The 26,590-nt window shown below is 37.4% G+C and carries 24 protein-coding genes; 8 read left to right on the forward strand and 16 right to left on the reverse strand.

The annotated features are described in order from the left end of the window. Window positions 1-2,139 carry a PAS domain S-box protein gene (locus tag ACHZAX_RS07115; protein WP_320018561.1) on the forward strand — a complete coding sequence of 713 codons (2,139 nt, stop codon included), beginning with the start codon at window positions 1-3 and terminating at the stop codon, window positions 2,137-2,139. Between the two features lie 13 nt (window positions 2,140-2,152). On the opposite strand, the gene truA is transcribed toward ACHZAX_RS07115, so the two are convergent. Continuing rightward, window positions 2,153-2,959, reverse strand: coding sequence for a tRNA pseudouridine(38-40) synthase TruA (gene truA / locus ACHZAX_RS07120; RefSeq protein ID WP_320018562.1), 807 nt, complete (start codon window positions 2,957-2,959; stop codon window positions 2,153-2,155). Window positions 2,960-3,169: 210 nt separating this feature from the next. Here truA and ACHZAX_RS07125 point away from each other — a divergent pair, with 210 nt between their 5' ends. Continuing rightward, window positions 3,170-4,783, forward strand: coding sequence for a dipeptidase (locus ACHZAX_RS07125; protein WP_320018563.1), 1,614 nt, complete (start codon window positions 3,170-3,172; stop codon window positions 4,781-4,783). Between the two features lie 210 nt (window positions 4,784-4,993). Here ACHZAX_RS07125 and creD read toward each other — a convergent pair whose 3' ends face one another. From creD to ACHZAX_RS07140, 3 genes are read right to left on the reverse strand one after another with little or no spacing between them, the layout of a single operon-like run. Next, entirely contained in the window at window positions 4,994-6,337 is a 1,344-nt protein-coding gene (creD, locus tag ACHZAX_RS07130; protein ID WP_320018564.1) for a cell envelope integrity protein CreD, read from the reverse strand. Between the two features lie 55 nt (window positions 6,338-6,392). Continuing rightward, window positions 6,393-6,683, reverse strand: a complete 291-nt coding sequence (locus ACHZAX_RS07135) for a winged helix-turn-helix domain-containing protein (RefSeq protein WP_320018565.1) — start codon at window positions 6,681-6,683, stop codon at window positions 6,393-6,395. After that, complete coding sequence (locus ACHZAX_RS07140) at window positions 6,680-7,297, reverse strand: hypothetical protein (protein WP_101311726.1); 618 nt, start codon at window positions 7,295-7,297, stop codon at window positions 6,680-6,682. Before ACHZAX_RS07140 ends, ACHZAX_RS07135 begins: the two co-directional genes overlap by 4 nt. A 277-nt stretch (window positions 7,298-7,574) precedes the next feature. Here ACHZAX_RS07140 and ACHZAX_RS07145 point away from each other — a divergent pair, with 277 nt between their 5' ends. The 3 genes from ACHZAX_RS07145 (at window position 7,575) to ACHZAX_RS07155 (ending at window position 10,009) form a co-directional block, all read left to right on the forward strand. Further along, complete coding sequence (locus ACHZAX_RS07145) at window positions 7,575-8,378, forward strand: ATP-binding cassette domain-containing protein (protein WP_320018566.1); 804 nt, start codon at window positions 7,575-7,577, stop codon at window positions 8,376-8,378. Window positions 8,379-8,620: 242 nt separating this feature from the next. Continuing rightward, window positions 8,621-9,322 carry a GTP-binding protein gene (locus ACHZAX_RS07150; protein ID WP_320018567.1) on the forward strand — a complete coding sequence of 234 codons (702 nt, stop codon included), beginning with the start codon at window positions 8,621-8,623 and terminating at the stop codon, window positions 9,320-9,322. Between the two features lie 27 nt (window positions 9,323-9,349). Beyond that, window positions 9,350-10,009, forward strand: a complete 660-nt coding sequence (locus tag ACHZAX_RS07155) for a (Fe-S)-binding protein (protein WP_320018568.1) — start codon at window positions 9,350-9,352, stop codon at window positions 10,007-10,009. Window positions 10,010-10,171: 162 nt separating this feature from the next. Here ACHZAX_RS07155 and ACHZAX_RS07160 read toward each other — a convergent pair whose 3' ends face one another. The 9 genes from ACHZAX_RS07160 to ACHZAX_RS07200 all read right to left on the reverse strand — a co-directional run bounded on the left by ACHZAX_RS07160 (window position 10,172) and on the right by ACHZAX_RS07200 (window position 19,459). Then, the gene (locus ACHZAX_RS07160) at window positions 10,172-11,197 is read right to left on the reverse strand and encodes an inorganic phosphate transporter (protein ID WP_101311718.1); all 1,026 of its coding nucleotides are present in this window, start codon (window positions 11,195-11,197) and stop codon (window positions 10,172-10,174) included. Between the two features lie 155 nt (window positions 11,198-11,352). Beyond that, window positions 11,353-11,997 (reverse strand): response regulator transcription factor, encoded by a 645-nt coding sequence (locus ACHZAX_RS07165; RefSeq protein WP_320018569.1) that lies wholly within the window; start codon window positions 11,995-11,997, stop codon window positions 11,353-11,355. Continuing rightward, entirely contained in the window at window positions 11,994-12,935 is a 942-nt protein-coding gene (locus tag ACHZAX_RS07170; protein ID WP_320018570.1) for a sensor histidine kinase, read from the reverse strand. Before ACHZAX_RS07170 ends, ACHZAX_RS07165 begins: the two co-directional genes overlap by 4 nt. 135 nt (window positions 12,936-13,070) lie before the next feature. Then, window positions 13,071-13,376, reverse strand: coding sequence for a superoxide dismutase (locus tag ACHZAX_RS07175; RefSeq protein ID WP_101311721.1), 306 nt, complete (start codon window positions 13,374-13,376; stop codon window positions 13,071-13,073). Window positions 13,377-13,624: 248 nt separating this feature from the next. After that, window positions 13,625-14,842 carry an ammonium transporter gene (locus ACHZAX_RS07180; RefSeq protein WP_320018571.1) on the reverse strand — a complete coding sequence of 406 codons (1,218 nt, stop codon included), beginning with the start codon at window positions 14,840-14,842 and terminating at the stop codon, window positions 13,625-13,627. A 22-nt stretch (window positions 14,843-14,864) separates the two neighbouring features. Further along, a complete protein-coding gene (locus tag ACHZAX_RS07185) occupies window positions 14,865-15,665 on the reverse strand; it encodes a TorF family putative porin (RefSeq protein WP_320018572.1) in 801 nt (266 codons plus the stop codon). 921 nt (window positions 15,666-16,586) lie between these two features. After that, a complete protein-coding gene (locus tag ACHZAX_RS07190) occupies window positions 16,587-17,234 on the reverse strand; it encodes a response regulator transcription factor (RefSeq protein WP_320018573.1) in 648 nt (215 codons plus the stop codon). A 116-nt stretch (window positions 17,235-17,350) separates the two neighbouring features. Further along, on the reverse strand, window positions 17,351-19,117 hold the full coding sequence (locus ACHZAX_RS07195; RefSeq protein WP_320018574.1) for a sensor histidine kinase: 1,767 nt from the start codon (window positions 19,115-19,117) through the stop codon (window positions 17,351-17,353). 186 nt (window positions 19,118-19,303) lie between these two features. After that, window positions 19,304-19,459: a hypothetical protein gene (locus tag ACHZAX_RS07200; protein WP_320018575.1), complete on the reverse strand. Its 156-nt coding sequence runs from the start codon at window positions 19,457-19,459 to the stop codon at window positions 19,304-19,306. A gap of 394 nt (window positions 19,460-19,853) precedes the next feature. Between ACHZAX_RS07200 and ACHZAX_RS07205 the strand changes: the two genes are divergently transcribed. Further along, window positions 19,854-21,005, forward strand: coding sequence for a FecR family protein (locus tag ACHZAX_RS07205; RefSeq protein WP_320018576.1), 1,152 nt, complete (start codon window positions 19,854-19,856; stop codon window positions 21,003-21,005). Between the two features lie 89 nt (window positions 21,006-21,094). Then, entirely contained in the window at window positions 21,095-21,406 is a 312-nt protein-coding gene (locus tag ACHZAX_RS07210; RefSeq protein WP_320018577.1) for a hypothetical protein, read from the forward strand. Between the two features lie 848 nt (window positions 21,407-22,254). On the opposite strand, the gene ACHZAX_RS07215 is transcribed toward ACHZAX_RS07210, so the two are convergent. After that, window positions 22,255-22,569 (reverse strand): heavy-metal-associated domain-containing protein, encoded by a 315-nt coding sequence (locus ACHZAX_RS07215; protein WP_320018579.1) that lies wholly within the window; start codon window positions 22,567-22,569, stop codon window positions 22,255-22,257. A gap of 104 nt (window positions 22,570-22,673) precedes the next feature. Next, window positions 22,674-24,896 carry a TonB-dependent receptor gene (locus ACHZAX_RS07220; RefSeq protein ID WP_320018580.1) on the reverse strand — a complete coding sequence of 741 codons (2,223 nt, stop codon included), beginning with the start codon at window positions 24,894-24,896 and terminating at the stop codon, window positions 22,674-22,676. Window positions 24,897-24,912: 16 nt separating this feature from the next. Between ACHZAX_RS07220 and ACHZAX_RS07225 the strand changes: the two genes are divergently transcribed. Continuing rightward, window positions 24,913-25,158: a hypothetical protein gene (locus ACHZAX_RS07225; RefSeq protein WP_320018581.1), complete on the forward strand. Its 246-nt coding sequence runs from the start codon at window positions 24,913-24,915 to the stop codon at window positions 25,156-25,158. A 1,017-nt stretch (window positions 25,159-26,175) separates the two neighbouring features. Here the strand turns inward: ACHZAX_RS07225 and ACHZAX_RS07230 are convergent. Further along, window positions 26,176-26,559, reverse strand: a complete 384-nt coding sequence (locus tag ACHZAX_RS07230; protein ID WP_101310930.1) for an HU family DNA-binding protein — start codon at window positions 26,557-26,559, stop codon at window positions 26,176-26,178. Between the last annotated feature and the right edge of the window lie 31 nt (window positions 26,560-26,590).

Consider the following 26,590-nt stretch of genomic DNA (forward strand, 5'->3'; position numbering starts at 1 on the left):
ATGCATCGATTATTGAAAAGGCAAGTCCGTAAGTATTTATCTGCAGAAGATGAAAGTAAATTTAATGACTTTCTGAATGCTGTGGAAGAAGCGTATGAGGACTACGATAAAGATATAAAACAAACGGAGAATATTTTAGATACTTGTTCCCTGGAACTTTTTACCCTTAATAAGGAATTGCGAAAAGCGGTTGATAATAAGACGCAGGAGGTTGAGGCTGCATCTTCCAGAATGGAATCAATTGTAAATAATATTTCAGAGGTAATTTTTCAAACTAATTTTACCGGAGAATGGCTGTACTTAAATTCAGCATGGACAAAAATAACCGGGTTTAATATATCAAAAAGTATTGGAACTCACGCCTTTGAATTCGTTCATCCTGATGATATTGAGGGGTGTATGTCGAAATTTAGAACTTTAATTGAGCATAAAACCAGTTTCTGCTTTATTGAAGTCCGGATGGTAACCATTAGTGGCAGTTACAAATGGTGCGAAGCTACAGTTAGAGTCACAAGAGGTTTTGATGGAAAGAGAAATGGTTTTACTGGAACTTTAAAAGATATTACTGAGAGAAAAAGACTTGAGGAAGAGAAAAATAAAACGGAAGAAAAATTCAAATTGATATTTGAAAAATCATCTGTTGCCTATCTTCTAATTAAAGAATCCCGGTTTATTGATTGCAATAAAGCTTGTCTTGATTTATTTGGTGTAAGCCGGAAGGAGAGTTTTATTGGGAAATATGTAAAAGATTTTTCTCCTGAATATCAACCTGATGGCTTGTTATCTTTTGATAAAGCCAAAATGTATATAGAAGAAGGTAAGATTAGAGGTAATGCTAAGTTTGATTGGATTCACCGCAAAGAGAATGGAATAGAATTTCCAGTTGAGGTTGCATTAAACAAAGTGCCGTTAATGGATGGAAATGTTTTATTTGTTGTGCTAAATGATTTATCGGAAAGAAAACGAGTGGAACAAGAGTTGATTATTGCAAAAGAGAAGGCAGAGGAGGCAACTTATGCGAAAGCACAGTTTTTGTCCACCATGTCGCATGAGATACGTACTCCTATGAATGCGGTTATTGGAGTTACTCATTTATTGTCAGAGGATAATCCAAGAGAAGATCAAATTCAGAATATCAATATCCTGAAACTATCTGCAGATAATTTAATGACTTTGATTAATGATATCTTAGACTTTAGTAAGATTGAGGCTGGTCGTGTTGATATTGAATCTTTGGATTTCAATTTTAGAAATCTGATTCAGAACATAGCTTCAGGTTTTGATATGAAATCGAAAGAGAAAGGTTTGGATTTTATTGTTGATGTGGATCCTAAAATTCCTGCCTATTTAATTGGAGACCCAACCCGTATCTCGCAAGTCCTTAATAATTTGTGTGGCAATGCAGTTAAATTTACCGATAAAGGAAATGTTCAGGTGATGGTGTCTTATCAGGAAAAATATGATGATAAGGTAAAATTGAAATTTGAAATTAAAGATACAGGTATCGGAATTCCCGAAGATAAACAAGATCAAATATTTCAATCTTTTTCTCAGGCAGACTCAAATACCACAAGATTGTATGGAGGAACCGGTCTTGGCTTAACAATTTCAAAAAAGTTAATTGAGATTATGGGTGGTTGCATTAATGTTAAGAGTGATCTTGAATTTGGAACTACTTTTTCTTTTGATTTGTGTTTGACAATTAGCCATAAGTCGAAACCCAAATTGGATTTTGTTACCGAAGGTTATCAAAACAACGATAAAATGAAAGGTTTGCATATTTTGCTGGCTGAAGATAATCAGATGAATATATTGATTTTGAAGCAGTTTTTGAAAAAATGGGAGATTACATACGACATTGCAATGAATGGACAGGTAGCTTTTGAAAAGGTGCAGGCGGACAATTTTGACATGGTGCTAATGGATTTACAGATGCCAATAATGGATGGTTATAAAGCCACACGAAGTATTCGGAGTCTGCCCGATGAAAAATACAAGACAATGCCAATTTTAGCAATTACCGCTTCTGCATTTAACGAAATTCGTAAAAAAGTATTGGATGCAGGAATGAATGATTTCGTAACCAAGCCAATAAATCCGGAGGATTTGTATCTAAAAATTGAAAAATACATTCTCTAATTACCGATTGCAGTTACACATTATTTATCATGATCCATTTATTCATTTTTAAAAGGGGACAAAAGTCGTCAACAGGATTTGTATTTAAAAACGGATATTTTATTTCTGAAAGATACAAGCCTTGAGGATAAGCTAAATTTAGAAATTGAAGAGGTGTTTTGCTTTTAATCATCTCTTCAAACTCTTCTATGCTTTTTTGGCCTGTTCCCACTTCGATTAATTCGTGAACAAGAATTCGAATCATCCCTCTTAAAAATCGATTGGCCGTTATTTGTAAACGGAAGTTTGTTTCCGAAGCATCAGTAAACAGTTGCACAGAGAATATATTGCAGAGCGTATTGTTGTGGTTGTCCGGGGATTTGCACAAAGCTCTAAAATCATTGTATTTTGTGATTACCGAGGCCGCTTTAGCCATTTTAACCACATCAGGAGTTATATTGTAAAGTGTACTTATTTCATTCAAAAATGGATTTTTTTGGGTGTGGATAAAATAGTTGTACGTTCTTTTGCTTGCACTTGTTTGTGCATGATAATGGCTATCCACTTCAAAAACATCGTAAACCGAAATATCCGAAGGAAGGATTTTATTCAATACAAAAAGATGGTGATCGTTCCATATCCTGTCAGTATTGATATGGAAAAAATACTGTGAGGAATGTACTCCTGCATCTGTTCTTCCACATCCAACACAAACTATTTTCTCTTTTAGCAATTTGGATAATTTGTCTTCAAGTACTTCCTGAACACTTACAACATTGTTCTGTCGCTGCCAACCTCTATATGCGGTTCCCTTGTATCCGATGTGAAAAAAATACCTCACTCTTACTTGTTTTAGCTTATGAATTTTTCTATTCGGCAAAGGTATCAATTCATAGGACCAATTTTTAAAATGATCAGGAATTCTCTAAACTGCTTTTAAATTAGCGGCGAATTGCCAATAAATATTATCAATAAGTTATCTTAGAGCTCATTTTTGGGAAAATATAAACATGATTTAATGTTTTTCGAGGATAAACTAAAACAACAAATAATGAAGAAATTATTGATTGCCATTTTGGTGATTTTTGCAATTAGTACTCACCAATCAAATGCTCAGTCAGTATTCGATCAGGTGAATGATCCTTATTTCGGAGAAAGCTGCACCAGTATAATGGTTGGAAAAAAGGCCACTACAGATGGATCTGTAATTACCAGTCATACCTGCGATGGCAGATACCGAACTTGGTTACAGGTTGAAAAAGGGCAAAAATTTGAGAAGGATACTACCCTTGAAATTTACAAAGGCAGTTTGAAGACAGAAACGGCCTGGGACAAACGAAAAATGAAAGTGGCTGGAACAATACCTCAGGCAAAGGAAACTTATGCCTATTTAAATACAGCCTATCCTTGTTTGAATGAGAAACAACTAGCTATTGGTGAAACAACCATTGTTGGTCCGAAAGAATTGGTGAATGACAAAGGAATGTTTCTGATTGAAGAGTTGGAACGTATTGCACTTCAGCGATGCACAACGGCTCGTGATGCTATTGCATTGATCGGGAAATTAATTAAGGAATATGGTTACGGCGATTGGGGCGAATGCATTACGATTGCTGATAAAAAAGAAGTTTGGCAATTGGAAATTTTTGGTGAAGGTCCCGATAAAATAGGAGGTGTTTGGGCTGCGCAGCGCATTCCGGATGATCATATTGGTGTATCGGCAAATATTTCAAGAATTGGAGTAATTGATGAAAAGAACAAAGACTACTTTATGTATTCGGAGAATGTTTTCTCTGCGGCGAAAGAGCTTAAGCGCTGGGATGGTAAAGAGGAATTTAAATTCTGGAAAGCTTATGGTAAGGTTGAAAAGCCTTTTAAAATTCGGGAGTTTTTTATCATGAATGCTTTGGCTCCATCTTTAAAATTAGATTTTGAGGCGGAAGAATTACCTTTTTCGGTCAAACCGGATCAGAAAGTTTCAGTACGCGATATTATTGCGTTGTATCGAGAAACCTACGAAGGAACTAAGTATGATATGACTCAGAATCTGAATGTGATAAGGAAAAAATACAATAAAGAGAATGAGGAGATAGGTGTCGATACCATTAAGGCTTTAAATGCGCATCCATGGCCGAATGGTGATAATCGTAAATTGTATAATTACTTAAAAGATGGAACAGTTGAATACCAGAGAACTGTTGCTGTATCGTGGTGTTCGTATTCTCATATTATTCAGTTAAGAGATTGGTTACCAGATGAAATTGGTGGAAGAGCGTGGTTTTCTTTTGACAATCCAGCTCAAAGCCCTCGTATTCCTATTTACTCCGGAACAACCGAATTGCCGGAAAGTTTTCAATATTGCGGTCAGCATCGCTACCGCGACGATGCTGCTATTTGGCAATATCGCAAAGCCAACAAATTGGCTACTTTACAATGGCAAACCACTCGAAAGGGAATGATGGAAGAAGTTGCCTACTTTGAGGAAAAAGGATTTAAAGAGTCCGCTGAGCTTGAAAGTCAAATACAGAAGCTATTGAAGGATGGTAAAACAAAAGAGGTAAAAGTATTGTTGAACAAATATACCCGCGATTTTACTGGTGCTGCCATGTTACGTTGGAAAGAGCTGGAAAATGAATATTGGGGGAGATTTGGATTGGGATTTTAATTAAATCAGATTTTTATCCAAACGCATAAAAAACCGGTTGAACATTTTTTTCAACCGGTTTTTTTAATAGTGAAAAAAATCAAAATTGGAATCCAAAGCCATAATCCCAATACCATTTGCCAATTTCCACACAGAAAATATAGAAATGGCAGTACTTGCGAGCAGAAGGGAGAGGAATTATGGACAGATGGATTTTCATTTGCAGCGATTTTATTCTGTCTTCATATTTAACTTGTACCAGTTGATGTTACGGGTGAAGTACATTGTGATTCCCAGTATTAATGCTAAGCCAATACTTCCCATTAATAAAGCATAATCGGCTAATTGTAAGGTGACAAATAAAAAGCCGTAAATACCCAATATGGTAGCTGTTAAAACTCCTGTGAACTTTCCCGATTTAAATACACTTTTGGCATAAATTAATATCATCAGTGATGTTATGCCTGCTGAAATTAGGTAGGCAATATTAAAATTGGAATGCTCAGATATGGATATCAGCAGGATGTAGAAAAGACAAAGAGCCAGACCAACTAAAGTGTACTGAAATGGGTGAATTTTCCGTCCATTCAAAATCTCGACTAAGAAGAATACCAAGAATATCAGCGCAATAGTCATAACTGCATATTTTGAGGAACGCATGGACTTTTGATAATCGTCCAGAGGCATAATCAAATCAACACCCAAGGCTGAATACTGCATTTCGTTTCGCATATTTTTATCAATCCAAGTTTGCGGATAGTTACGGTTTAGTTGCAGAATTTTCCAATCGGCCGAAAAACCTTCATCGCTTACCTCTCGGTTGTCGGGAAGAAAATTGCCATTAAAACTTGGTGAATTCCAGGTGGAGGATAGGTTTACATTTGTGGTGCTGCCTAGCGGTATAAAGGAAAGGTTTTGGCTCCCCTGCAAATTTAACTTGAATGAGAAATCAATATTTGTGTTGATTTGGTTGCTTACATCAGGCAAATCAATGCTAATGCCCGAACTAATCATATCGTTTAGTTTAGACCCGGGTTGTACATCCAGTTTTTGATTCCCCCAGTTCAGTGTAATTTGATCTTTTATGCCTCGAAGATCCGATATTCCAACGGTTAGGAAGGCTTCATCGTATTTGATTTCTTTCAATCCATCTTGATCAATTTTGGTGTTTAGTTTAAATTGACCGCTGAAATCTAAAATACTTTTGTACACAACTACTTCATAAATTCCTCTTTTCAACTTCTCAGGTTCTATTTTACCCGTTATTGCCAGTTGCTCGGGTAGTAGGTACAGGTATTTTGTTTTCGTGATGATCTTGCCATCTTCAATTTCATATTCATAGATTAATGGAATGGTGAGAATTGGTCCGTTAATTTGCTGTTTGCCAGCCCATTTTTGACTTACTTCATTTAATACCGACTGATTGAGCATTTCTCTCTCGCTGATGATTGATTTAATCATGCTGGCAGGAATCAGCAGTAAGAGCATTAAAATGGTGATGGTTCCTAGTTTAAGTCCAACCGAATTCTTAATCCAGCTGTTAACTTTGTCGAGTGGTGATTGTGAATCGTTCATTTTTTTTATATTTATTTAAAAGTACTTTGAAATTCAAAGTGTAATGATAAAAAAATTATTTAAGCAATTGCTCTATGGCCTTTATGTGTCTGATAAAGGCTAGTTTGCCTTCATCCGAAGCAGAATATTTAGTGTTGGGTTTTCGATCCAGAAATTCTTTTTGCACATGAATGTAATCACTTTTTTCAAGCGACTTTAAATGGCTTGCCAAATTACCATCTGTAACGCCCAAAAGGTTTTTTAGGGCGTTAAAATCGAGGTAATCGTTTACCACTAAAGCCGACATGATTCCCAGCCGGATTCGGTTTTCAAAAGCTTTATTTAAATTTTTAAGTAATTCCTTCACGACTTGTATTTTATCTCCATTATGATTCCATAAATGATATGCAGCAGACCGAATCCGATGCACCAGAAAATCAAACCATATCCTATGAAATAAGTTGCAGTCAAACCTAGTAAAATTTCAAGCATTCCCAAACTGCGGATTTCGCTTATTGTGTATTTACTGGCATTTACCAATGCCAAACCGTAAAATAGTAAGGTTAGTGGCGCAATTAATCCGATGTATCCTTTTATTAAAAGGAGCAGGCAAAATATACCACCGCTAAGCAATGGAATTAACAAATTAATCAGAAGTGTTTTGGTTTGAGAATCCCACACTTTTTGTTTTAATTTTTTTGTCTTTAATCTGGTGAAAAAGAGTCCAAAACCTAAGGCGAGCAGGAGTGTTACGATACCAATTGTCAGTAATTCTATTAACTGATCATTATTAAGGAGTGTTCGGTTAAAATCCTGATATCCAGTTTTTGAATAAATTGTTATCCAGGCAAAATAGGCACCAATAAGTGCAATTATTCCTGCTGATATTCCCGATAAGCCACTCAAAGAGATGAATTTAGATGACTTGTTCATCATCTCTTTGATGTTCTTTAGGTCTTCGATGTATTTTTGCTGATTCATGAAAAGTACTTTGTAATTCAAAGTAAATATAAAGGAAAAATTTGAATATTCATTATTTAAAGGGAAAAATAATTTTTGACTTGAAATTAATAGCATTTAAAGCCACAAAATATAAAAGACTTTAGTTGTAAGATTTTTTTACATACCTGTTTGTAGTGGATACAATTACTTGTGTAAATACGTACAAAAACCTATCATCATAATACGTTCATAAGCTGTTTCTTCTGAACAGAATAAGCTTGAACTTTGTACCATATCAATTTGAACGGAGTAGCTTATGAAAATACATCAAATTACAATACAGGCAGGTATTGACAAGTTAGGCAATACGGAACGGTTGCCCGATTTACGGATAAACAAAGGTGAAATATATGGGATTGTTGGCCCTACTGGTAGTGGGAAAAGTCAGCTGATTGCAGATATTGAGCAGTTGGCACAAGGAGATACAGCCAGCAAGCGCAAAATTTTAATTAATGGCGAAATTCCTTGTCATGAACTTCGGAGCGATCCCAGAAAAAAAATGGTGGCGCAATTGTCTCAGAATATGAATTTTTTTGCAGACATGCCTGTTGCCGATTTTTTAAAACTTCACGCCAAGTGCCGGGGGAAAAAAAATATTGATGTAAAACACGTAATTTCTATTGCCAACACTCTTACGGGTGAGCCAATCAATGCAAGTGATAATCTAACGATTTTGAGCGGAGGACAAACCAGGGCTCTCATGGTGGCAGATGTTGCCATTATCAGCGAATCGCCGATTGTCTTAATCGATGAAATTGAAAATGCCGGAATTAAAAAACATGAGGCTTTACAATTGCTGTCGGGAGAGGGGAAAATAATTCTTGTGGTTACTCACGATCCGGTTTTGGCATTAAGTGCCCAAAAAAGAATTATTATGAGAAATGGAGGTATGCGCGATATTATAGAAAGTACGTACCGTGAGAAACAAATATCATTGCAGTTAAATGATATCGATCAATATATCTTGACTTTGAGAGAAGATGTACGGGCAGGTAAAAAAATAGAAGAAGTAAATTTTGATGCATTGCTTCAGGAATCGAGTTTTTTGAAATGCTTATAATCGGAGAGTGATTGAGTTGTACATGTGGAAATAACAGATTAGTGAAATGAGCCATGCAAAATCATTTACTGCAACGAATGATGATTTCCAAGCTGTTTTCAAAGGTCTTAATTTAAAAAAAATATGAAACGTCCATGTATAAAGCTTTCTGTACACAGGGAAATGATTATTCCGTGCATGGTAAGTTCTCCCGAAACAAGTTCGGGACAGGCTATATGGCAAAAACCTAAAATTATAATCATATGAAGTTTATTATTGTTGCCGGAACTCCGGGTGCCGGAAAAACTGCTGTTCTAATTCATACCCTGAAAATATTGTTACAACAGAATGTAAAGCCATCGGTTGTAAAGATCGACTGTTTGTATTCCGACGACCCCAAACGCTTTGCAAAATTGGGTGTTCCCGTTCAGTTGGGCTTGTCGATGGACATGTGTCCCGATCATTTCTCAATTTACAATACCGATGCAATATTGGAGTCTGCCAAAGAGCAAAAATCAGAATTTCTGATTATGGAGACGGCGGGTTTGTGTCATCGATGTGCACCTTATACCCATAATAGTTTGGGTGTCTGTGTAATTGATGCGACCAGCGGACCCAATAATCCGATGAAAGTGGGGCCTTTTTTGAGTTGTGCTGATATTGTGGTGATTACAAAAGGCGATATGATATCGCAGGCGGAGCGGGAGATATTTCGGGAGTGTATTTTGGAAACCAATCCGAATTGTTCAATCATTGAGGCAAATGGATTAAGCGGACAAGGAGCTTCGGAATTGGCTTTGCAAATTAGAAGTACTGAAAAAGTAGTGTCTGAAAATGAAAGTTTGCGGCACAATGCACCTTTTTCGGTATGCACGCTTTGTGCGGGTGAAAAAAGAGTTGGTGCTGAACATCACCGTGGATTGTTACGGAAAATGAATGGCATGCAGGAATATGTTGGTGAATAAGTTGTTGCCGTTTTAAGGAATAGGAATATGGAAAAAAAGATAATAGAGTTTCTTCCCGGGTTCAATTGCGGGCGTTGCGGCTTTGGTTCATGTACTGATTTTGCTGAAGCGATTGAAATTAAACCGTCAAGTCTGGATTTATGTCCTTTTTTGACGCAGGAACGATTCATTGCTAATAAAATAGAAATTGAGAGATTAGCAATGGGTGAGCCGAATGGGTGTCAGAAAAAAACAGTAGGAGTAATTGATGCTTACGAAGCTGATATTGTTTTGGATCCTCTGAAAGGAGAAATTTCATGCAGGGAAGTGCTGATGCCTATGTCTTTAGTTAACTTGCAGATAGGGGAAGTGATTGAGTACAGACCCTTGGGATGTCCGATAGTACATTACGGGAAAGTGATAAAGATTGATCATTTGTTGGTTACTGTACACCTAATTGGTCCGTGCAGAAGGAGAGAAAGCGAGACTAAGTTTACATCGGTGGGTTGCTGTATGGTCATTGCTTTTGAGGGCCGGTTTCATGGAAAAAATGTAAAAGTGGGTGAAACGGTGAGGTTTTTACCGAAACATTGCATGATGCAAAAGGTACACTCTGGAGTAGTAGTTAAAATTGAAGATGAGAATATCCTGATTGAAGGAATTGACTTGAAAGTATGGCAGCCTCCTGTTGTTTGTTCGATGAAATAAGTCTAGTTAAAAATGTAAAGTGCCCTCAGAGATATTTCATCGCTAAGGGCGCTTTTTTTTGATATGCTGCATCATTTTAAAATAAAAATAGTTGAGAATGTTGTTCCAATAATTGAATCCTTTTTTTTTATATATATTTGAAAGTTTGCGGATCAAAACAAATTATAAATCAATGAGTCCCATTATATCGAGCAAATAGATGAACAACAGCGACAAACCAAAAGAAACCATGGGAGCGATGATCCACATCACAAAAAACCGATCGACTTCGGTTTTCCGGAATATGTTGCGGAATCCCAATTTAGCAACTCCAATTCCAATAATAGCACCAACATTAAGCTGTACCAACGAAGTTGGAATTCCTTTGATTAGAGACGCGCTTAGCAATAAACTTGCTGAGATAAAAGCAATGATAACTGCTTCGATTCTTCCAAACAGCACGATTTCTTTTCCGGTGTTTTGTAAAATTTTATCACCAAAAACTGAGCTGCCAATGGAAAAACTTGGTGCGACTATTAATGTGGCGAGTATCATTACCTGTAAGTAGCGGTTTTGACTCACCATTAGCTCGTTGCAGGCCATTGATGATAAGGGACCGGCAGCATTGGCAACATTATTGGTTCCTATGGAAAAGGCCACATATAAGGACATAATTACAATTAGGCCTTTTAACAGATAGCTGTCGTTTACTTTTTTGGAGATCGTGTAGCCACGTTTTCGTATGGGTTTGTATATGTATTTGCCAATAAAAAATGCCAGTGCAAAAGCCACAATTGGCATTATGAACCAGGTTGGGAGTATTTCGAATAACAGTTTGTTGGTATTTAGTGAATGGAAATAGATTGCCGGTGCAGTTACGGCCATTACCGTCGACTGACTGGTTGATTGAGGGATACCAAAGAGATTGGCAATTAGTAAGGAAACCGCCACGGCTAATAATATGGCGGAGACAACCGAAAAGCTCATTAATTGTGGATCAAGAAGGCCTTTTCCAATGGTTTTGGCTGTTTCTTCACCACCAACAATTGCACCTGTAAAAACCATCAGTCCAAATAAGCCTGGAATCAAACTCTTTTTAATAACATTAGAACCATAGGCTGCAGAAAAGGCTGGTCCGGTGCCGCTTCCCCCCATATTTACGGATAAAAAAACGGCGATTACAAAAGGAATTAAAAAAGGGATCAGCATAGCAGAATATTTTGATTTGTTATCATCAAAAGTATTTCATCTGTAAGCTATATATCAGCGTATAAAAACGTAATTGCGCAATAGGTATTTGTACGTAGAGTGTCTGGAGTAAAAGGAATGTCTTTAGTCTTTTCAGATTTTGGGTTCCCACTTTTTCACACCTCAAAAATGTGATTTTTAATGGCATAAATAACTAAAGATGCTGTGTTTTTCGATTGGGTTTTTAGCAGTATGTTTTCGCGGTGTTTGTCAACTGTGCGTTTGCTGATAAAAAGCATTTCGGCTATTTCCTGGTTCGATAAACCCTTGCAGATATTGTATAAAATCTCGATTTCCCGCTGTGTTAAATCAGATTTTGAGGGCTGATTTTTTTTTCGGTTCAAATTGGCAATAATACTTTCCAATATTTCGGGCGAAAAGAAATTTCTTCCTTCCATAACGGCATCAATGGCCTGCTGAACCTCTTCGAAACTGGAATTTTTCAGCAAAAAGGCTTTGGCTCCGGCATCTATCATTTCCGAATAATAATTTTCGTTGGCATGCATCGAAAGAGCAATTATTTTTGTGCCAGGATATTTTTTCATCACCTCATTACTTGTCTCTATTCCATTCATTACCGGCATTTCAATATCCATAAGAATAATGTCAGCCTGCCAGTTGGCCAGCAAATCCAATAATTCCTGACCATTACTTACTTCCTTAATTTCAGGTTTGCTGTTTTGATTGTTGAGAAGAAAGGATAGCCCTTCACGAAACAAATCGTGATCATCAGCCAGTGCCAATTTTAAAGATTCAGTCATGATATTGGTATTTCTACTTTGAGGTAAAAGCCTTCATTTTTCCGGCTGTTTATTTCAATGGTTCCATCCAACGATTTTACCCTCGTGTGGATGTTCGACAAGCCCATTCCTTTTACCGGTCTTGGTTCCGTGGAAAAGCCGATCCCATTATCACAGTACATCAATTCTAATTTTTGATGATAGCTAAGGAGTGAAAGATCGATTTTAGATGCAGAAGCATGTTTTATGGTGTTGCTGAACAATTCACCGATGATCCGATATAGAATCAACTCCACATTGTAGTCGAAACGTTTTCCATACAATTGAATAATCAATTGAATTTGGTATTGATCGGTCAGCTGAATTCCCCCGACAAATGTTTTAATGGCTTTTTCCAAACCGTATCGTTCCAAAATATGAGGACTCAATTTGTTGGATATCTCCTTAACGGTGATAATGGCTTCGTTGATGGCCTGATCTGTTTTTTGAATGATTTGCAGGTTATTTGAATTTTCAGCAGATTTATTTAAAGCGGAATTTGTCATTTTAATGGTGGAGAGAATCGGCCCCAATCCATCGTGCAATTCTTTGGCAAAGCGATGGCGTTCCTGCTCTTCGGTCTTGATAACTGCACTCAGCACTTTGGCTTCATTTTCTTTTCTCTCTTTATCTACCTTATCCTGAAGTTGAAAAATACGGCGAATGTAAAAAGCACCAAAAAACATAAGCAATGAAATTACGACAGCCATCCAGTTGGTGATGAATATTTCCGGTTTATCCTGGTCTGCAGTGAACACACTAAAAAGTTCTGCAAATCTGCGCAAAGCCATGAGTAAGAAACCTATGGAAACCATAATCCAGGAGCTGTTGAAGCGTGTTTTTGGAATCAGGCTAATGGTAATAAAAAAAGCTCCGAATTGTAATAAAACCGATACTATTAGTGCAATTTGTAAAAGCATGAAACAAGAGTAAGGATTCTATTGTTTAAAAGACTACGTTTAAAACCGTATTTTTGAGAACTTCACATGATAACCTTAGTATCAGTTCAAGTTGTCATGTGAAGTTCATGTATTTCGAGAAGTAAAGGGGTATAATTATTTTTTCTGGATATTCTCTTTTTTGATAATTCGCTTGTATCCTGTGTAAGGGTTGAGTTGCATGATCTTAAACTTGATCAGCTTTTCTTTTACCAAAGGGAGTTCATCTAAAATTTCTTTGGCATGTTCCAAACTCTTGCATTCCATTATCAATACAGCATTATTGTCTTCATTAAAATAGATTTCACGCAGGTATTCTGATATGTATAATTCGTGAACGTGACGGGCTTCCTGTTCTAAAATGCAGCTTTTGTTACTCCAGTCAACATCTTTTAATTCTTTTTCAACGGCTAATATTTTCATAATAAGTGTTTTATGTGTTTCAGATTTGACCACGAACAGTTACAATTAACCGCAGGTCTTAGTTCTATTTGCTTCTTTGATAATCAAGGAAACTGATACACTAATGTATTAAAATATATTTCAATGCAAATAGAAAAATTTACACTTTTATTACATTCTGCTGATTTCTGATTTGGAACCAGTTAAGCACAAAAAAAAAGCAGCTCCTAAAAAGAAGCTGCTTTGAATAAATGTATGTAGTAAAAAGATTACAAGGCTCCATCATCGTAAGCACGTTCACCATGCAAAGATGCATCCAATCCATCATCTTCATCTTTCATTTTAACTTTAACGGGAGTTATAAAGTTGATTATTGTCAGCATTAAATAAGTGAAAATGAAAGCATAAGTGGCACTGATTAACACGGCTGCCACCTCTTTAAAGAAGAAAGCACCATCTCCTTCTAAAAGACCCGATTGACCGTTAATTGACGAAGATGCGAATACACCCAATAAGATAGTTCCAAAGACACCACCCATACCGTGAACGCCCCAAACATCCAGAGCATCATCCCAGCCCCATTTGTTTTTAAGTTGAACAGCAAGGTAACAAAGTGCACCTGCAAGAATACCAATAAGCATTGCAGCCCATAATGGTACGAAACCGGCTGCTGGCGTAATGGTTGCCAAACCGGCAACAGCTCCTGTTAATAAGCCTACAAATTTAGGTTTCCCTTCTCGTGACCACTCTATAATTAACCATGTAATAGCCGCAAAAGAAGCTGCAACGTCGGTATTTAAAAATGCAAGTGTTGTAATATTATTTACATCCAATTCGCTTCCTGCATTAAAACCATACCATCCAAACCATAACAAACCAGTACCAATTGCTACCAATGGAATGCTGTTGGGAGGGCTTTGTCTGTCACGGCGTTTTCCAACGTAAAATACAGATGCAAGTGCAGCAAAACCGGCAGTTGCGTGAACAACTACACCACCGGCAAAGTCAAGAACACCCCATTCCTGAAGGATTCCTCCGCCCCAAATCATATGTACGAATGGATAATAAACAAATAATTGCCATACCACTAAAAAGAAGAGGTAAGCTTTAAATGTGACACGATTCACGAATGCCCCGGTAATCAGAGCAGGTGTAATGATGGCGAACATCATTTGATAAGCTATAAATATAAAATTTGGATATTTACTGCCGGCACCTGCGTACATGGTATCAAAACCGACTCCATTTAGGAATGCAAAATCAAGGTTTCCAATTATACCTCCCTCTCCACCGCTAAAACATAGAGAATAACCGATGGTTACCCACATAATTGTGGTGATGCCCAATGAAACAAACGTTTGCATCATTACGCCTAAGATATTTCGTTTTCCGGCTAGTCCGCCATAGAAAAAGGCCAGTCCTGGTGTCATTAACATTACCAGACTGGTACATAAAATCATAAAAGTAGTTGATCCTGTATCAAGCATAATATTTAGTTTTTAGTGTTTATTAAAATGAAAATCCGAATACGAAATAGATTTTTTCATCTACTGGATTGGTGATTACAGATGCTGAAACGGGTAAGGAAAATTTCTCGTTGAGTGCAACTTCTTTAGAAAGAGTTACACCTAGATTAACAATACCTGCTTTACTTCCGTAGTAGCCGCTTTCGCCGTTAAATCCTGTAGAGGTTTTTGCTTCTGCCGGTTTGGTTAAATTCATTCCTAAAAAAGCATCAAGAGTTACGTCGTTCGCCATTTTATGACTGTACGACAGCTCAGTGTAGGTAGAATACTGGAGGCCTGTTTTCTGATTGAAATCAGTTGTGTTTGGATGATCTCCAAGTTTAACGGCATCTGCTCCCCAAAAGTTAACGGCAACCATCAAAGCAAATGGAATGTTGTCATTGCCGTTAAAACGGAAGCTTCCTTCCAACACATGACCTGTAAGATCATTGTTGAACTCGAAATAATTGTAATCTTCGCCTTCGGTTGGGAAGTAGTAATCTGTTAGTGTAAGGCTAAACAGATCTTTGGCAAAAGTGTAACCCAAATAAAGGTCGAATTCCTGACCTGAATTGTTTCCGCCTAAGGAATAAGCTCCCCATGCACCCAATTCCCAGCCTTTGTAGTTGAGAGTTACCGATGGTTGAAGACTCGGACTTGTCCCTCCAAATTGTGTTCCCCGCCAAACATAGCGGCTCATTACATCGGCACCAAAATCAAGTTTCGCTTTCTCTTTTTGTCCAAAAGAAGAACTGCAAATACTCAGCATAAATGCGATTAGCAGATATACGCCTGATCGTTTCATAGAATTAATGTTAGTTTGTTATTGTGTGAATTATTCAATGACGAATATAGGAGAGAGCAAATCAGCCCGAAATAGAGAATTACCCCTAAAATGAATTACGAAAAATGGCGATACACTAGGTGAATTACCTAGTGCGTAAATATAGTAGGATCAGGAGATAATTTTAGGTCACCTTAATAATCAGGCATAAACTTTAGTCAATCTACATCCTCGAAAGATTGAGATCTTGTATATTTAAAGCTTGATTTTAGGATGGTATCGGGAGTTGAAATAAGATCTTAGTTTCTGAAATTTGTCGGCACCTTCCCTTAAAAATACCTAATCCTATCCTCTCCTAAAGGAGAAGAGAAAACAGCTTCAAATTTTTTGTTTGTTGGATTTGTAAAGCTCCTTCTCCTTTAGGAGAGGGTTGGGGTGAGGTTTTTAAAAGTCTGTTAAGCAGTAAATAATTCTGATAATTGTAATTTTTACAATGCACCCTTTCGCCTGTCGGCACCTTCCCTTAAAAATACCTCATCCTATCCTTCTCCTAAAGGAGAAGAGAAAACAGCTTCAATTTTTTTTGTTGGATTTGTAAAGCTCCTTCTCCTTTAGGAGAGGGTTGGGGTGAGGTTTTTAAAAGTCTGCTAAGCAGTAAATAATTCTGGTAATTGTAATTTTTACAATGTACTCTTTCGCCTGTCGGTACCTTCCCTTAAAAATACCTCATCCTATCCTTCTCCTAAAGGAGAAGAGAAAATGGCTTCAAATTTTTTGTTTGTTGGATTTGTAAAGCTCCTTCTCCTTTAGGAGAAGGTTGGGGTGAAGTTTTTAAAAGTCTGTTAAGCAGTAAATAATTCTGGTAATTGTAATTTTTACAATGTACTCTTTCGCCTGTCGGCATCCTCTTTCGTGGTAAAGCGAATATTTGTGTATAATTTGCTAATTGACTTCGATAATGTGGTTTTTGATGGCATATTTTACCAATTCGGCAGTAGTATTTAAGCCTAATTTGCTCATAATATTGTTTTTATGGCAATCAACTGTGCGAACGCTGATGCTGAGTTGGTCTGCTACTTCTTTATTCATGAATCCATCTGCCACCAAACGAAGCACTTCGGTTTCCCGTTTGGTTAACTCCCCGTGATTTTTGTCATCTTTATTGCCGCGCATAAGGCTTCTCATTACAATATTGCTGATCCCCTGATTAAAGTACTCGTTGCCTTTGTTCACTTCTTGAATGGCTTTGTTGAGTTCTTCTCCCGCAATATCCTTTGGCAGATACGCTTTTGCACCGGCATCCATGGCACTTAAAATAAATTCTTTATTGTTGTGCATGGATAGAATGATGGTTTTTATGCAAGGATGTTTTTTTGCCAGATATTGCGTTAGTTCAATGCCATTCATTCCCGGCATGCTAATGTCAGTAATGATAATTTGGGCAGCCAATTGATCCATTTGTTCAATCAAATCATTTGCGTTTCCAAATTCCCCAACAACTGTTATGTCTTCGGTGTTGTGCAGTAAGGATTTTAATCCGTCGCGAAACAGTTTGTGATCGTCAACCAAAACAACATTAATCTTATTCATATGTTTATAATTTTAAGTTTTTGCCATATAGCCTGTCCCGAACTTGTTTCGGGAGAACTTACCATGCAGGGAATAATCATCTCCCTGTGTGTTAAAAGACCTATGGCATGGACGTTTCATATTGATATTTTTACCAATGGAATTTTACATTGTACCTTTAAACCATGAGGATATTCTTCCTCAAAAAATACATTTCCGCCCAATATGGAAATGCGTTCCTTAATATTTGATAAGCCGTTGCCGTTTTTAGGAATTCCATTCAGAGGCAATCCAATACCATCATCTTTTATTTCGAAAAACAAGGAATCTGCTTTTTGCGCTAAGCAGATGTTGATATTTTTAGCTTGTGCGTGTTTAATAATATTATTAGTTGCTTCCTGTGCAATTCGGTAGAGGTAGGTTTCTGCTTTCTTACTGATTTCAGGCAAGTTATCCTGAATCTGCAAATCAGTTTGTAATAAGCTGTTTTCTTCAATTCGCTGCAACAGACTGCCAAGAGCATGATTCAATCCAAATTCCCGTAAAACGGCAGGCATTAAATCATTCGACATGCCCCTGATCTCTGTCATTAAATCGGAAAACATTTCCTTCGATTCACCCAATACGGCAGCAGCATTTTCCGGAGCTGTATTTTCCAACCGCATTTTTATAGCCAAAATTGTTTGAGCCAATCCATCGTGCAGTTCTCTGGCCAGTCTGCTTCGCTCAGCTTCCTGTCCATCTATCATCGATGAAATACTTTGGTCTTTGGCAATTTGAAGATTCTCCTGCTGTTCTTTTATTTTCTGAGTCATTTGGTTGAAAGCGGCCACCAATTCCATTATTTCGCCATCCGCTTTTATATCAGTAACCTGTTCATAAATTCCCGATGAAATTTTCTCGGTTTCGGCCCGTAATTTTCGGATAGGAGCAGTTATGGTATTGGCAATTATGGCAACAACGCCCAACAGCAGCAAACTTAGAATAATCAGAATATAAAACATAGAGTTTCCGTAATTCCGAATGGGAATCATGGCTTCGTGTTGATCTATTTCAGCAAGAATCACCCAATTTAAATCTGGCAGATTCATTTTACTGTAAGAGCTTAGCACCTGAACGCCTCGGTAATCTTTAAAAATATCAGAACCAATACTATCCTGAAATGCCATTTTTACACCTCTGGTTGAGGATTTTAGGGCGTAAATTGAATTTTCCTGAAAGCGGCTCGTACTTCTCAGCAGATGATCTTCGCCTACCAGATAGGCTTCGCCGGATTTACCCAATCCGTTTAACGGATTTCTATCCAGCATAATGGAATTGATAATCTCTGTATTGATACCAAAAGCCAAAACCACCTTTTGCTCTTGAAAGATGATTGTTTTACAGATAAGAATTTCTGTTTTTGACTGATCTTTTGTGTTGAGCAGTTCCCGAACCGAAATTTCATTTTTAGGAAGCAGACCGGCAAACAACTGAAGATGCTCAGGCTGTAATTTTGTTTGGCTCAGATCACCGGTTTTTGGCTCGATTTGAAAGCCCGAAGAAACGGTATTCGACTGATAGATGTAAATGCTTTTATAATTTTGTTTGCCGGTAAGTAAGGAGGCAAAACCAGTTTTAAAAATACGGTGATCACTTATGAGATGGGAGAGATTCAGCTGATTTTTTTCAGGAGGGAGACTGAATGTAAGAGTACTGATTGCTTCTGTTTCATGAATGCATTGCTGGAAAAAATCTTCAACGCGTTTTTTCTTTTCAATGCGAACGGAGGTAAGCTGGTTGAAAGTACGCAGAATAAGAGCATCTTTTGCCTGAGTATAGGCAAATATACCAACAATAAGTATTGATAATAAGTTGAGTACGACAAAGTAGATCAGGAGCTTGTTAGCTAAAGATTTTCTCATACCGGTTTCCGTAAATTAGTGTGTTTGTTGCTGTCAAAGTTATTATTTCTTCTTAAATCAGGCTTTCGAAAACGATTGTTTTATTGAGAGAAGTTATTTTTTATAATGAATCCACATTAAGCCGGGGTCAATTGTTACTTGTCTGGAGTATTGCTTTTTTGTTCTTTACCGCGGAAAGTAATTGTTTTAATTGAACCTGCTGATAAGCAGTAAGCTTCGGTTAATTTCATGAAGAAATAGAAGCGTGTTAATTTGTTGTTTTTGATCCAGCAGGAAGGTTTTGCTTTCAGGAAATCCACTCATGACACGAATAATTTTCCACTGAAGTAAGTTGTTATCCACATGGCGACGATTAGATTACTCTTTATACACAAACATTCGCTTTCCCAAGCAAGAGTTTGATTGCTTAAAATGGTAGAATTCACTACTTTAACTTTTGCATGCATTTCAAATTGAATCTTTCCCTTGAAAGGGGTACCGTAACGCAGTGAAGATCATGAATGCAATTTTATATATCTTGTTGCCCTTGGTTTTTTCAGCCAACAAGGTATGTATAAAGAGTAGCTTTAGGAGAGATAGAGTTAGGTGATGTGTATTCGATTGTTAGATTTTTCGACCTTTCAAAACTTTTTTACTTTTCAAGACTATTGCGAATCTTTTTTTAATTGAAAAAAAAATTCGTTACCTGTCACCCACCTGGCAGGTAAACGTTTCTTAGAATCAAATTGGGGAAATTATGCACACATCAAACAAAAATATTTCAAAACTGATCGTCCGATATCTAAGGGGTGAATTGGATGAAAATAAGGAGAAAGAGTTGAATCTCTGGCTTGAAGAACCTAAGAACAAAAAACTCTTTTATGAAATAACCAAAAAAGAAAGAATCCTTAATAAAAGTGTCGATTACGATGCTTTTGATATGAAAAAGGCCTGGAAAAAGCTTGATCGGAAAATTTCTAAAAAGCCAGATTATCGCAAATGGCTAAGCTATGCAGCAGTAGTTGTATTGCCATTGGCAATAGGCTTTTTTATTTTGAATCAGGTTCCTAAGTACGATAACAAAATTGCACAGTTTTATGAGATTAAGTCAGGTGAAACCAATGCGAAATTATATTTTGCCAATGGTGATGTTGTCGATTTAAAGGAGGATACTTCAAGTATCATTCGTTCTGCTGATAATTTATTGGTGGAAAAGGATAGCCATAAAATGAAGATAAATTCTGATTTAATGGAGGCCGGAAAACGAAATGAGTTGAACCGAATTGTAACGCCGGTTGGAGGGGAATATGAAATTGAATTGCCAGATGGTACGGTGGTTAAACTGAATGCAGATTCTTATTTGGAGTTTCCATCTAAATTTTCAGGAAAAGAGAGAAGAGTAGTTGCGAAAGGGGAATTGTACTTCGATGTAGCAAAGAACAAGGATTGGCCGTTTATAGTTGAATCTGAGGGGATGGAACTTAAGGTATTGGGCACGGAATTTAATGTAAGAGCCTATGCCGACGAGAAAGAGATGATCTCCACTCTGGTTGAGGGAAGTGTTGAAGTAACCAATTCGAGGGGAGAATTAATCAGATTGACCCCGGGAAGACAGGCCGTTTTGAATAAATCGGATCAGTCGATGATTGAATGCAAAGCAAACATTGAGGCTGTTACTGCCTGGAAAAATGGGAAGTTTATTTTCGATAACCGGCGTCTTGAAGATATCATGTATGATTTGGCGAGATGGTACGATGTGAAAGTTTTCTTTGCAAATGCGAAAGTGAAAAATGCAAGGTTTTCGGTTGATGTGCCTCGTTATGGAGAAATAGAATCAATACTAAGTCTGCTGGAAGGAACAGGCGAAACATCTTTTACAACAAACAAAAATGTAATTACTGTGAAATAAAAAAAAGGGAGTGCTCTAACACTCCCTAAATGAAAGTTTAACCATGCGCAAGGCAAATTGCGCTTAATTTTAACCAACAACCCAAATTTATGAAAAAAAAACATTTGTTCGGGCATTCCCCAAGTGATGTCTGGAAGAAAACCGTTAGGGTTATGAAATTAACAGCTGTTTTACTCTTTTTAGTGGTGTTTAGTGTTTCTGCTGAAGGATTTAGTCAGGGATCTAACATTTCCATGAGAATGGAGAATGCGAGTTTGAAGGAAGTGTTTCAGGAGTTAACAAGTCTGTCAGAATACACATTCGTGTATAGTGAAAAAATGATTTCCGGTACAGAACCTTCGTCTCATGCAGTGAATTATATCCATTTAATTTCAAAACAGACTTTCATTAAAATGAATTAATTTTTAGCTGTATCGAGGCAAAATGTAAAGCATAGCCATGTTACGATGCATCTTTTTTAACGAAGATATAGCTGAAAAGAAACATTTTATAAGGCATGTTTCGATGTTAATTGAATTATATGAAGCGTCCATGCCAAAGCGATTTTGACACACAGGGGATGATTATTCCAAGCATGGTAAGTTCTCCCGAAACAAGTTCGGGACAGGCTATATGGCAAATAAAAACAAATTATAATCATATAAAACTTATTTATCTATGGGGTGTTTCTGTGAATAACTGCCAAGCCTTAATGATATTGTGAAAGAAATTCTTCATTACCTGTTGTTGTTACAACAGTATTAAAATAATCTGCTTGAAACCAAAAAAATAAGCGGTTGAACGACTGAAATTTTGAATTAAGATCAGGATTCGTTTTTGGGAAAGTGCAATTTCAAGAAATGAAGCCTTGTTTTATCACTTAAGATATTTATCATTACACAAATGTGCTTACTTCTAGGTAAACCACGAGCTTGTTTTTGTGATCAGCAGATTTAAAAAAGAGAATCAGTAGTGCGCAAGAGCGGAGTGCTTATCCCGTTTTAGAATTATGCTTACCGCAACTTTTTTCCGGAAGAGAAATACAATTTGCAGGAACATCGTCAGAATCGAAATTTCTTACAAGGTATGTTTATAAAGAAAGAGGGTGTCCAAAAAGGTCAATCTTATTGTCATTCTGATCCCGATGAATTCGGGACGAAGAATCTTTATCTTTGAATAACAGATGTTTCGACTTCGCTCAACATGACATTTTCAAATAAAACTTTACTTTTCGGACGCCCTCTTTTTTTTGCCTTTTAACAGAAGGGGGTTATTTCTTTTCCTTAGTCACCTTAAAGTCAAGTTTTTCTAATGCTTTTTTCAGATTTTCTTTTGTGGTTGCATTGGTTTTGTAAGAAACCGTAACCTTCTTGCTTTTTAAATCGACCTTCAAGTCTTTTACACCCTTTTCGAAAGGGATGTTTTTCTCAATTTTGTTCACACATTCCTGGCAGTCCATCTCTACATTAAAAACTACAGTTTCGACTTTTTTTGCTTCCTTCTTTTGAGCAAAGGCAGCAGTGGTGAACAGGATGATTGCGATGGCCATAAAGGCTTTTTTCAGTACTTGGATAAGAGTTTTCATTTTGTGTTTTTTTTGCCTCAAGCTACAAGCTGTTAGCGGTTGTTACTATTTAAAATTTATTTGTAATTAATCCACTGTTAGGTGAATGGTTTGATGTTTTAAAGCTATTCAATTGTTAAGCGCAAGCCCAAATAAAACTTTCGTTCCTGTATTGGACCCCAAATCATGGAAGCATCAAAATATTCCCCAAAAGGATCGTCAGCAGCAATTACCGGGTGCTTTTGAGTATAGTTGCCCAGATTTTCCGATCCCACATAAACTTCCCACAATCTGAAACGCTTGGTGATTTGAGCATTCATCACGGTGTAGGCAGGAGATTTTGCTTTGCGCTGGTGTTCTTCGGGATTGGCTGCTGTGGATGGAATTCGCATATCGCCATTGAATTGAGTGGTAAAATCGAATTGCCAGATGTTCATGTTGGTGGAGTAGGAAAGGTTAACTAATCCTTTGTAATGATTTACATAGGGAACTTTCTGGAACTCATCATTAATCGTTGCTTTTACATCCGAAAACCGAATTGCAGTAGTAGCATCCAAGCGCTTTACGGGCTCAAATTTCAGTTCTACCTGATAGTTGTTAGCAAAGGATTTTCCATCCAGATTGTAGAATCTTACTTTATGCACATCGCTGTCCACATCTACAATCACCTGATTCTCAAATTCAGTACGGTAAAAGTCGGCCGAAGCTGTAAATTCTTTTCCAAACAGGTTAAAGTATTGGGTTAGGCTCAAGCCTGCATTCCAGGCTTTTTCCTGGTTCAGCCTTTCTTTAATATCAAAGGATCTGCTGGAAGCCAAAAGAAAACTATTTTCTGCAATTGGGTTGGCCGTTCTTCGTCCGCTGCCTGCAGCTAAACGAATGGTGCTTCGGGGTGTTATTTCGTATCGAAAGTGTAAGCGTGGCGTAAAGAATCCACCAAACAGGGAATGGTCATCGTAGCGTAAGCCAGTTTGCAGGGTAATTTTATCAGAAGGCAACCAAGTGTATTCCAGGTAAGCTCCGGCAACTTTTTCGGTTCGATCCGTACCCAGAGGATTGTTTTCGCTCAACTGATCCTGAAAATCATCGTAGATGAAAGACAAGCCCGCAGTATATTTGTTTTTGAGATTCCCTATGTAGGATTGAAACAGCAAGTTGGTGTAGAAGTACTTCTGGTCGGCATCATAGTTTTTCAAACCGTAAAAAGAGTTCTGCTCATGGGAAGCAAAATTGGTGATCAAGGCAATACTCCTGTCTTCATCATTGGGCAACAGATAACCAACTTTGGCAAAGGCTTCGTATCGGCGGGTATCAATATCAATACGATAAGCATTGCTTTGGTCGTTGGGCTTGCTGGTATCAAAACCTTTCTGCCCGCCGATTCGTTGCTCATCAATCACCTTAATGCCAAACTGCGTGTTCCAATTTTTACCGGGTTTCCATTGCCAACGATTCACAAAATTGTATTGGCGAACCATAGGATCATCAAGAAAATGGTCGTGGTTGTAGTCGATTTCCTTGTTGTTGTCCTGCCCGTGCACAAGAATAGAGGTGGATAGTTTTCTGTTAATTTTTACACCCGAAATCAGGTTGCCCTCTGCCATTCCCATGCTGTTGGTATAAGCGTTCAGGTACAATTTCGGAGCATTTTGGGGTTTCTGGTATTCAATGTTGATTTGTCCGGTAATGGATTCGTAACCGTTGATTACCGAACCTACTCCTTTGGAAACCTGGATAGATTCCATCCAGGGACCGGGAACATAAACCATGCCGTAAACCGAAGCCAAACCTTTAAAATTAGGATTCTTCTCAGTCATCATTTCGATATATTTTCCGGTTAAACCCAATAATTTGATGGATTTGGCTCCCGTGGCTGCATCAGCATAGGATACATCCACCGAGGCATTGGTTTCGAAGCTTTCCGATAGGTTGCAACAAGCAGCTTTACAGAGTTCGGCTCCGGTAATGCTTTGCGATTGAATCGGGTTTTCGCGATCGATAACTGTTCCCAATTTTCGTTTGGAAACAATTACTTCATTCAGTTCTATGCTGGGGAAAAGCTCAATAATCAAGTCATGATTTCCTTTCAATTCGTTGATGTCGATTTCGCGGGTTTTGTAGCCTACAAACTGAACGATAAGTGTGCCCGATTCGGTTGTTGATTTCAGATTGAATCGCCCTTCAGCATCAGAAGCTGTACCGACACTTGTGTTTTTCCAAAATACAGATGCTCCCGGTAGTGGAACTTGTTGACTGGTGGAGGTTTTTTCCACAATTTTCCCCTGGATTGTCTCAGCAACCGAGAACAAGGGAAGAAGTGTGAGAAATAGAATGAATAATTTCTTCATTGGTTGAAACAATTAAATGATATGTATAGCAAGCAAGAGTAATTCAAATACTCTTGAGTTGTTAAATAATGATTGTGATTATGGCTTGCGATCGAATGTAATTTCTCCATTCATTGCTTTATTGAATGAATTATGTGACGATACAAGATTGCTTTTGCTGAAGTTTTTACGAGCCGGACGAAAGGATCAGTTCTGTTCAGTAAGCTTCGTTGGTCGTGAGAAAAATAAAGGCAACAGCCTTTCTATGGTTACCTATTCATGAAATGAAACCTGTTCAGACAACCAATAATGTGATCCTGTCCGTAAACTTCTAATTGGGGATTGGAGATCAACAAAGAAAGCAGCAAAGGATCTCCTGTGCTGGTTTTGTATAGAGGTGGATAGATTGGAAAAGATTTCCACTTACATTTCGCAGGGTAATGATAACCGAATGTAACTGTAAGAGATTGTGATAAATTAAATCCAATTTCAGAACCAGTGGAGCCATACATGTTTCATGAATGGTTGTAGTGGGATTGTTTTTCAGGTAGATGTGTTCCAGAGTACAACAATCCGATTCAAGCCAGGAAGAATAGGTTATTTGGTGGCATTTTTGTATTTGCCCATTATCGTAATGACAATGGTGTTTCTCAGAATTTTCCAGTTCTGCTTTGTAAATCAAATGAAATTGATTTTGATTACAACCAAAACAATGTTGCTTCAATAGGTTGAAACCGCAAAAACCTGCAAGGTAGAACACCAACAGGATTATTGAAATTGTATTTTTCAGCAGTTTCTTCATTGTAAGCAGATAAAACTTTACAGCTACTAGTAACCTAACCAGTTTCATCGAAACTCTTATCGGGTAAAAGTGTGCTTCTGTCTTTCTAATAAGTAAAGACAGACAAAAATAAACTAAGGGTGAATACAAGATTTGTTTTTAGTGTTAAAAAGTGTTAATTAAAACGATTTTTGGGAAGGCGAAGTTGTATTTCGAAGAGATTAGGCGACTGAAATTTTGAATTAAGATCAGGATTCGTTTTTGGGAAAGTGCAATTTCAAGAAATGAAGCCTTGCTTTATTACTTAAGATATTTATCATTACACAAATGTGCTTACTGCTAGGTAAACCACGAGCTTGTTTTTGTGATCAGCAGATTTAAAAAAGAGAATCAGTAGTGCGCAAGAGCGGAGTGCTTATCCCGTTTTAGAATTATGCTTACCGCAACTTTTTGCAGTGCTTACCGCAAAAAGTTGCAGTAGTGATTGCAAAAAGTTGCGGTAAGCATGAAATTTAAGGTCTACAATTTATGATACTTTAAATGATCCAGCATACCCTTTAATTTTTTACCGGGAGTAAATATAATCTTCGATTTTTTAATGCAGTTGGCATTTACCTCTTCAGCGGTTTCTTTTCCCTCGCTGTTGATACTTACCCGGAAGTTTCCTACTTCGCCAAGTTTTACCGATTTACCATCGGCAAGCATAGTTGGAATAACATCAGTCAGGGCATAAAGTACGGCCCGGATATCGGCACCACTCACGGTACTTATTTTTTCTATGCCTTCAGTTAATTCCTCAATGTCAGCATTTCCACTAATCATGTTGCTTGCATAGTATTTTTTTTCACCGCCACCTACTACACCTGGTTGGCCTCTTTCAATAACTTTAAAATTTATTGCCATTTGTTTTTTGAATTTTAATCGTAACTGAATT

Source organism: Labilibaculum manganireducens, assembly GCF_963665805.2.
Lineage (GTDB): Bacteria > Bacteroidota > Bacteroidia > Bacteroidales > Marinifilaceae > Labilibaculum > Labilibaculum manganireducens.

Excerpts from the sequence above, each read along its gene's own strand:
- ACHZAX_RS07115 (WP_320018561.1), top strand. The coding sequence starts at position 1 with ATGCATCGATTATTGAAAAGGCAAGTCCGTAAGTATTTATCTGCAGAA.
- ACHZAX_RS07125 (WP_320018563.1), top strand. The coding sequence starts at position 3,170 with ATGAAGAAATTATTGATTGCCATTTTGGTGATTTTTGCAATTAGTACT.
- creD (WP_320018564.1), bottom strand. The coding sequence starts at position 6,337 with ATGAACGATTCACAATCACCACTCGACAAAGTTAACAGCTGGATTAAG.
- ACHZAX_RS07140 (WP_101311726.1), bottom strand. The coding sequence starts at position 7,297 with ATGAATCAGCAAAAATACATCGAAGACCTAAAGAACATCAAAGAGATG.
- ACHZAX_RS07145 (WP_320018566.1), top strand. The coding sequence starts at position 7,575 with ATGAAAATACATCAAATTACAATACAGGCAGGTATTGACAAGTTAGGC.
- ACHZAX_RS07150 (WP_320018567.1), top strand. The coding sequence starts at position 8,621 with ATGAAGTTTATTATTGTTGCCGGAACTCCGGGTGCCGGAAAAACTGCT.
- ACHZAX_RS07155 (WP_320018568.1), top strand. The coding sequence starts at position 9,350 with ATGGAAAAAAAGATAATAGAGTTTCTTCCCGGGTTCAATTGCGGGCGT.
- ACHZAX_RS07160 (WP_101311718.1), bottom strand. The coding sequence starts at position 11,197 with ATGCTGATCCCTTTTTTAATTCCTTTTGTAATCGCCGTTTTTTTATCC.
- ACHZAX_RS07165 (WP_320018569.1), bottom strand. The coding sequence starts at position 11,997 with ATGACTGAATCTTTAAAATTGGCACTGGCTGATGATCACGATTTGTTT.
- ACHZAX_RS07170 (WP_320018570.1), bottom strand. The coding sequence starts at position 12,935 with ATGCTTTTACAAATTGCACTAATAGTATCGGTTTTATTACAATTCGGA.
- ACHZAX_RS07175 (WP_101311721.1), bottom strand. The coding sequence starts at position 13,376 with ATGAAAATATTAGCCGTTGAAAAAGAATTAAAAGATGTTGACTGGAGT.
- ACHZAX_RS07180 (WP_320018571.1), bottom strand. The coding sequence starts at position 14,842 with ATGCTTGATACAGGATCAACTACTTTTATGATTTTATGTACCAGTCTG.
- ACHZAX_RS07185 (WP_320018572.1), bottom strand. The coding sequence starts at position 15,665 with ATGAAACGATCAGGCGTATATCTGCTAATCGCATTTATGCTGAGTATT.
- ACHZAX_RS07190 (WP_320018573.1), bottom strand. The coding sequence starts at position 17,234 with ATGAATAAGATTAATGTTGTTTTGGTTGACGATCACAAACTGTTTCGC.
- ACHZAX_RS07195 (WP_320018574.1), bottom strand. The coding sequence starts at position 19,117 with ATGAGAAAATCTTTAGCTAACAAGCTCCTGATCTACTTTGTCGTACTC.
- ACHZAX_RS07205 (WP_320018576.1), top strand. The coding sequence starts at position 19,854 with ATGCACACATCAAACAAAAATATTTCAAAACTGATCGTCCGATATCTA.
- ACHZAX_RS07210 (WP_320018577.1), top strand. The coding sequence starts at position 21,095 with ATGAAAAAAAAACATTTGTTCGGGCATTCCCCAAGTGATGTCTGGAAG.
- ACHZAX_RS07215 (WP_320018579.1), bottom strand. The coding sequence starts at position 22,569 with ATGAAAACTCTTATCCAAGTACTGAAAAAAGCCTTTATGGCCATCGCA.
- ACHZAX_RS07220 (WP_320018580.1), bottom strand. The coding sequence starts at position 24,896 with ATGAAGAAATTATTCATTCTATTTCTCACACTTCTTCCCTTGTTCTCG.
- ACHZAX_RS07225 (WP_320018581.1), top strand. The coding sequence starts at position 24,913 with ATGATATGTATAGCAAGCAAGAGTAATTCAAATACTCTTGAGTTGTTA.
- ACHZAX_RS07230 (WP_101310930.1), bottom strand. The coding sequence starts at position 26,559 with ATGGCAATAAATTTTAAAGTTATTGAAAGAGGCCAACCAGGTGTAGTA.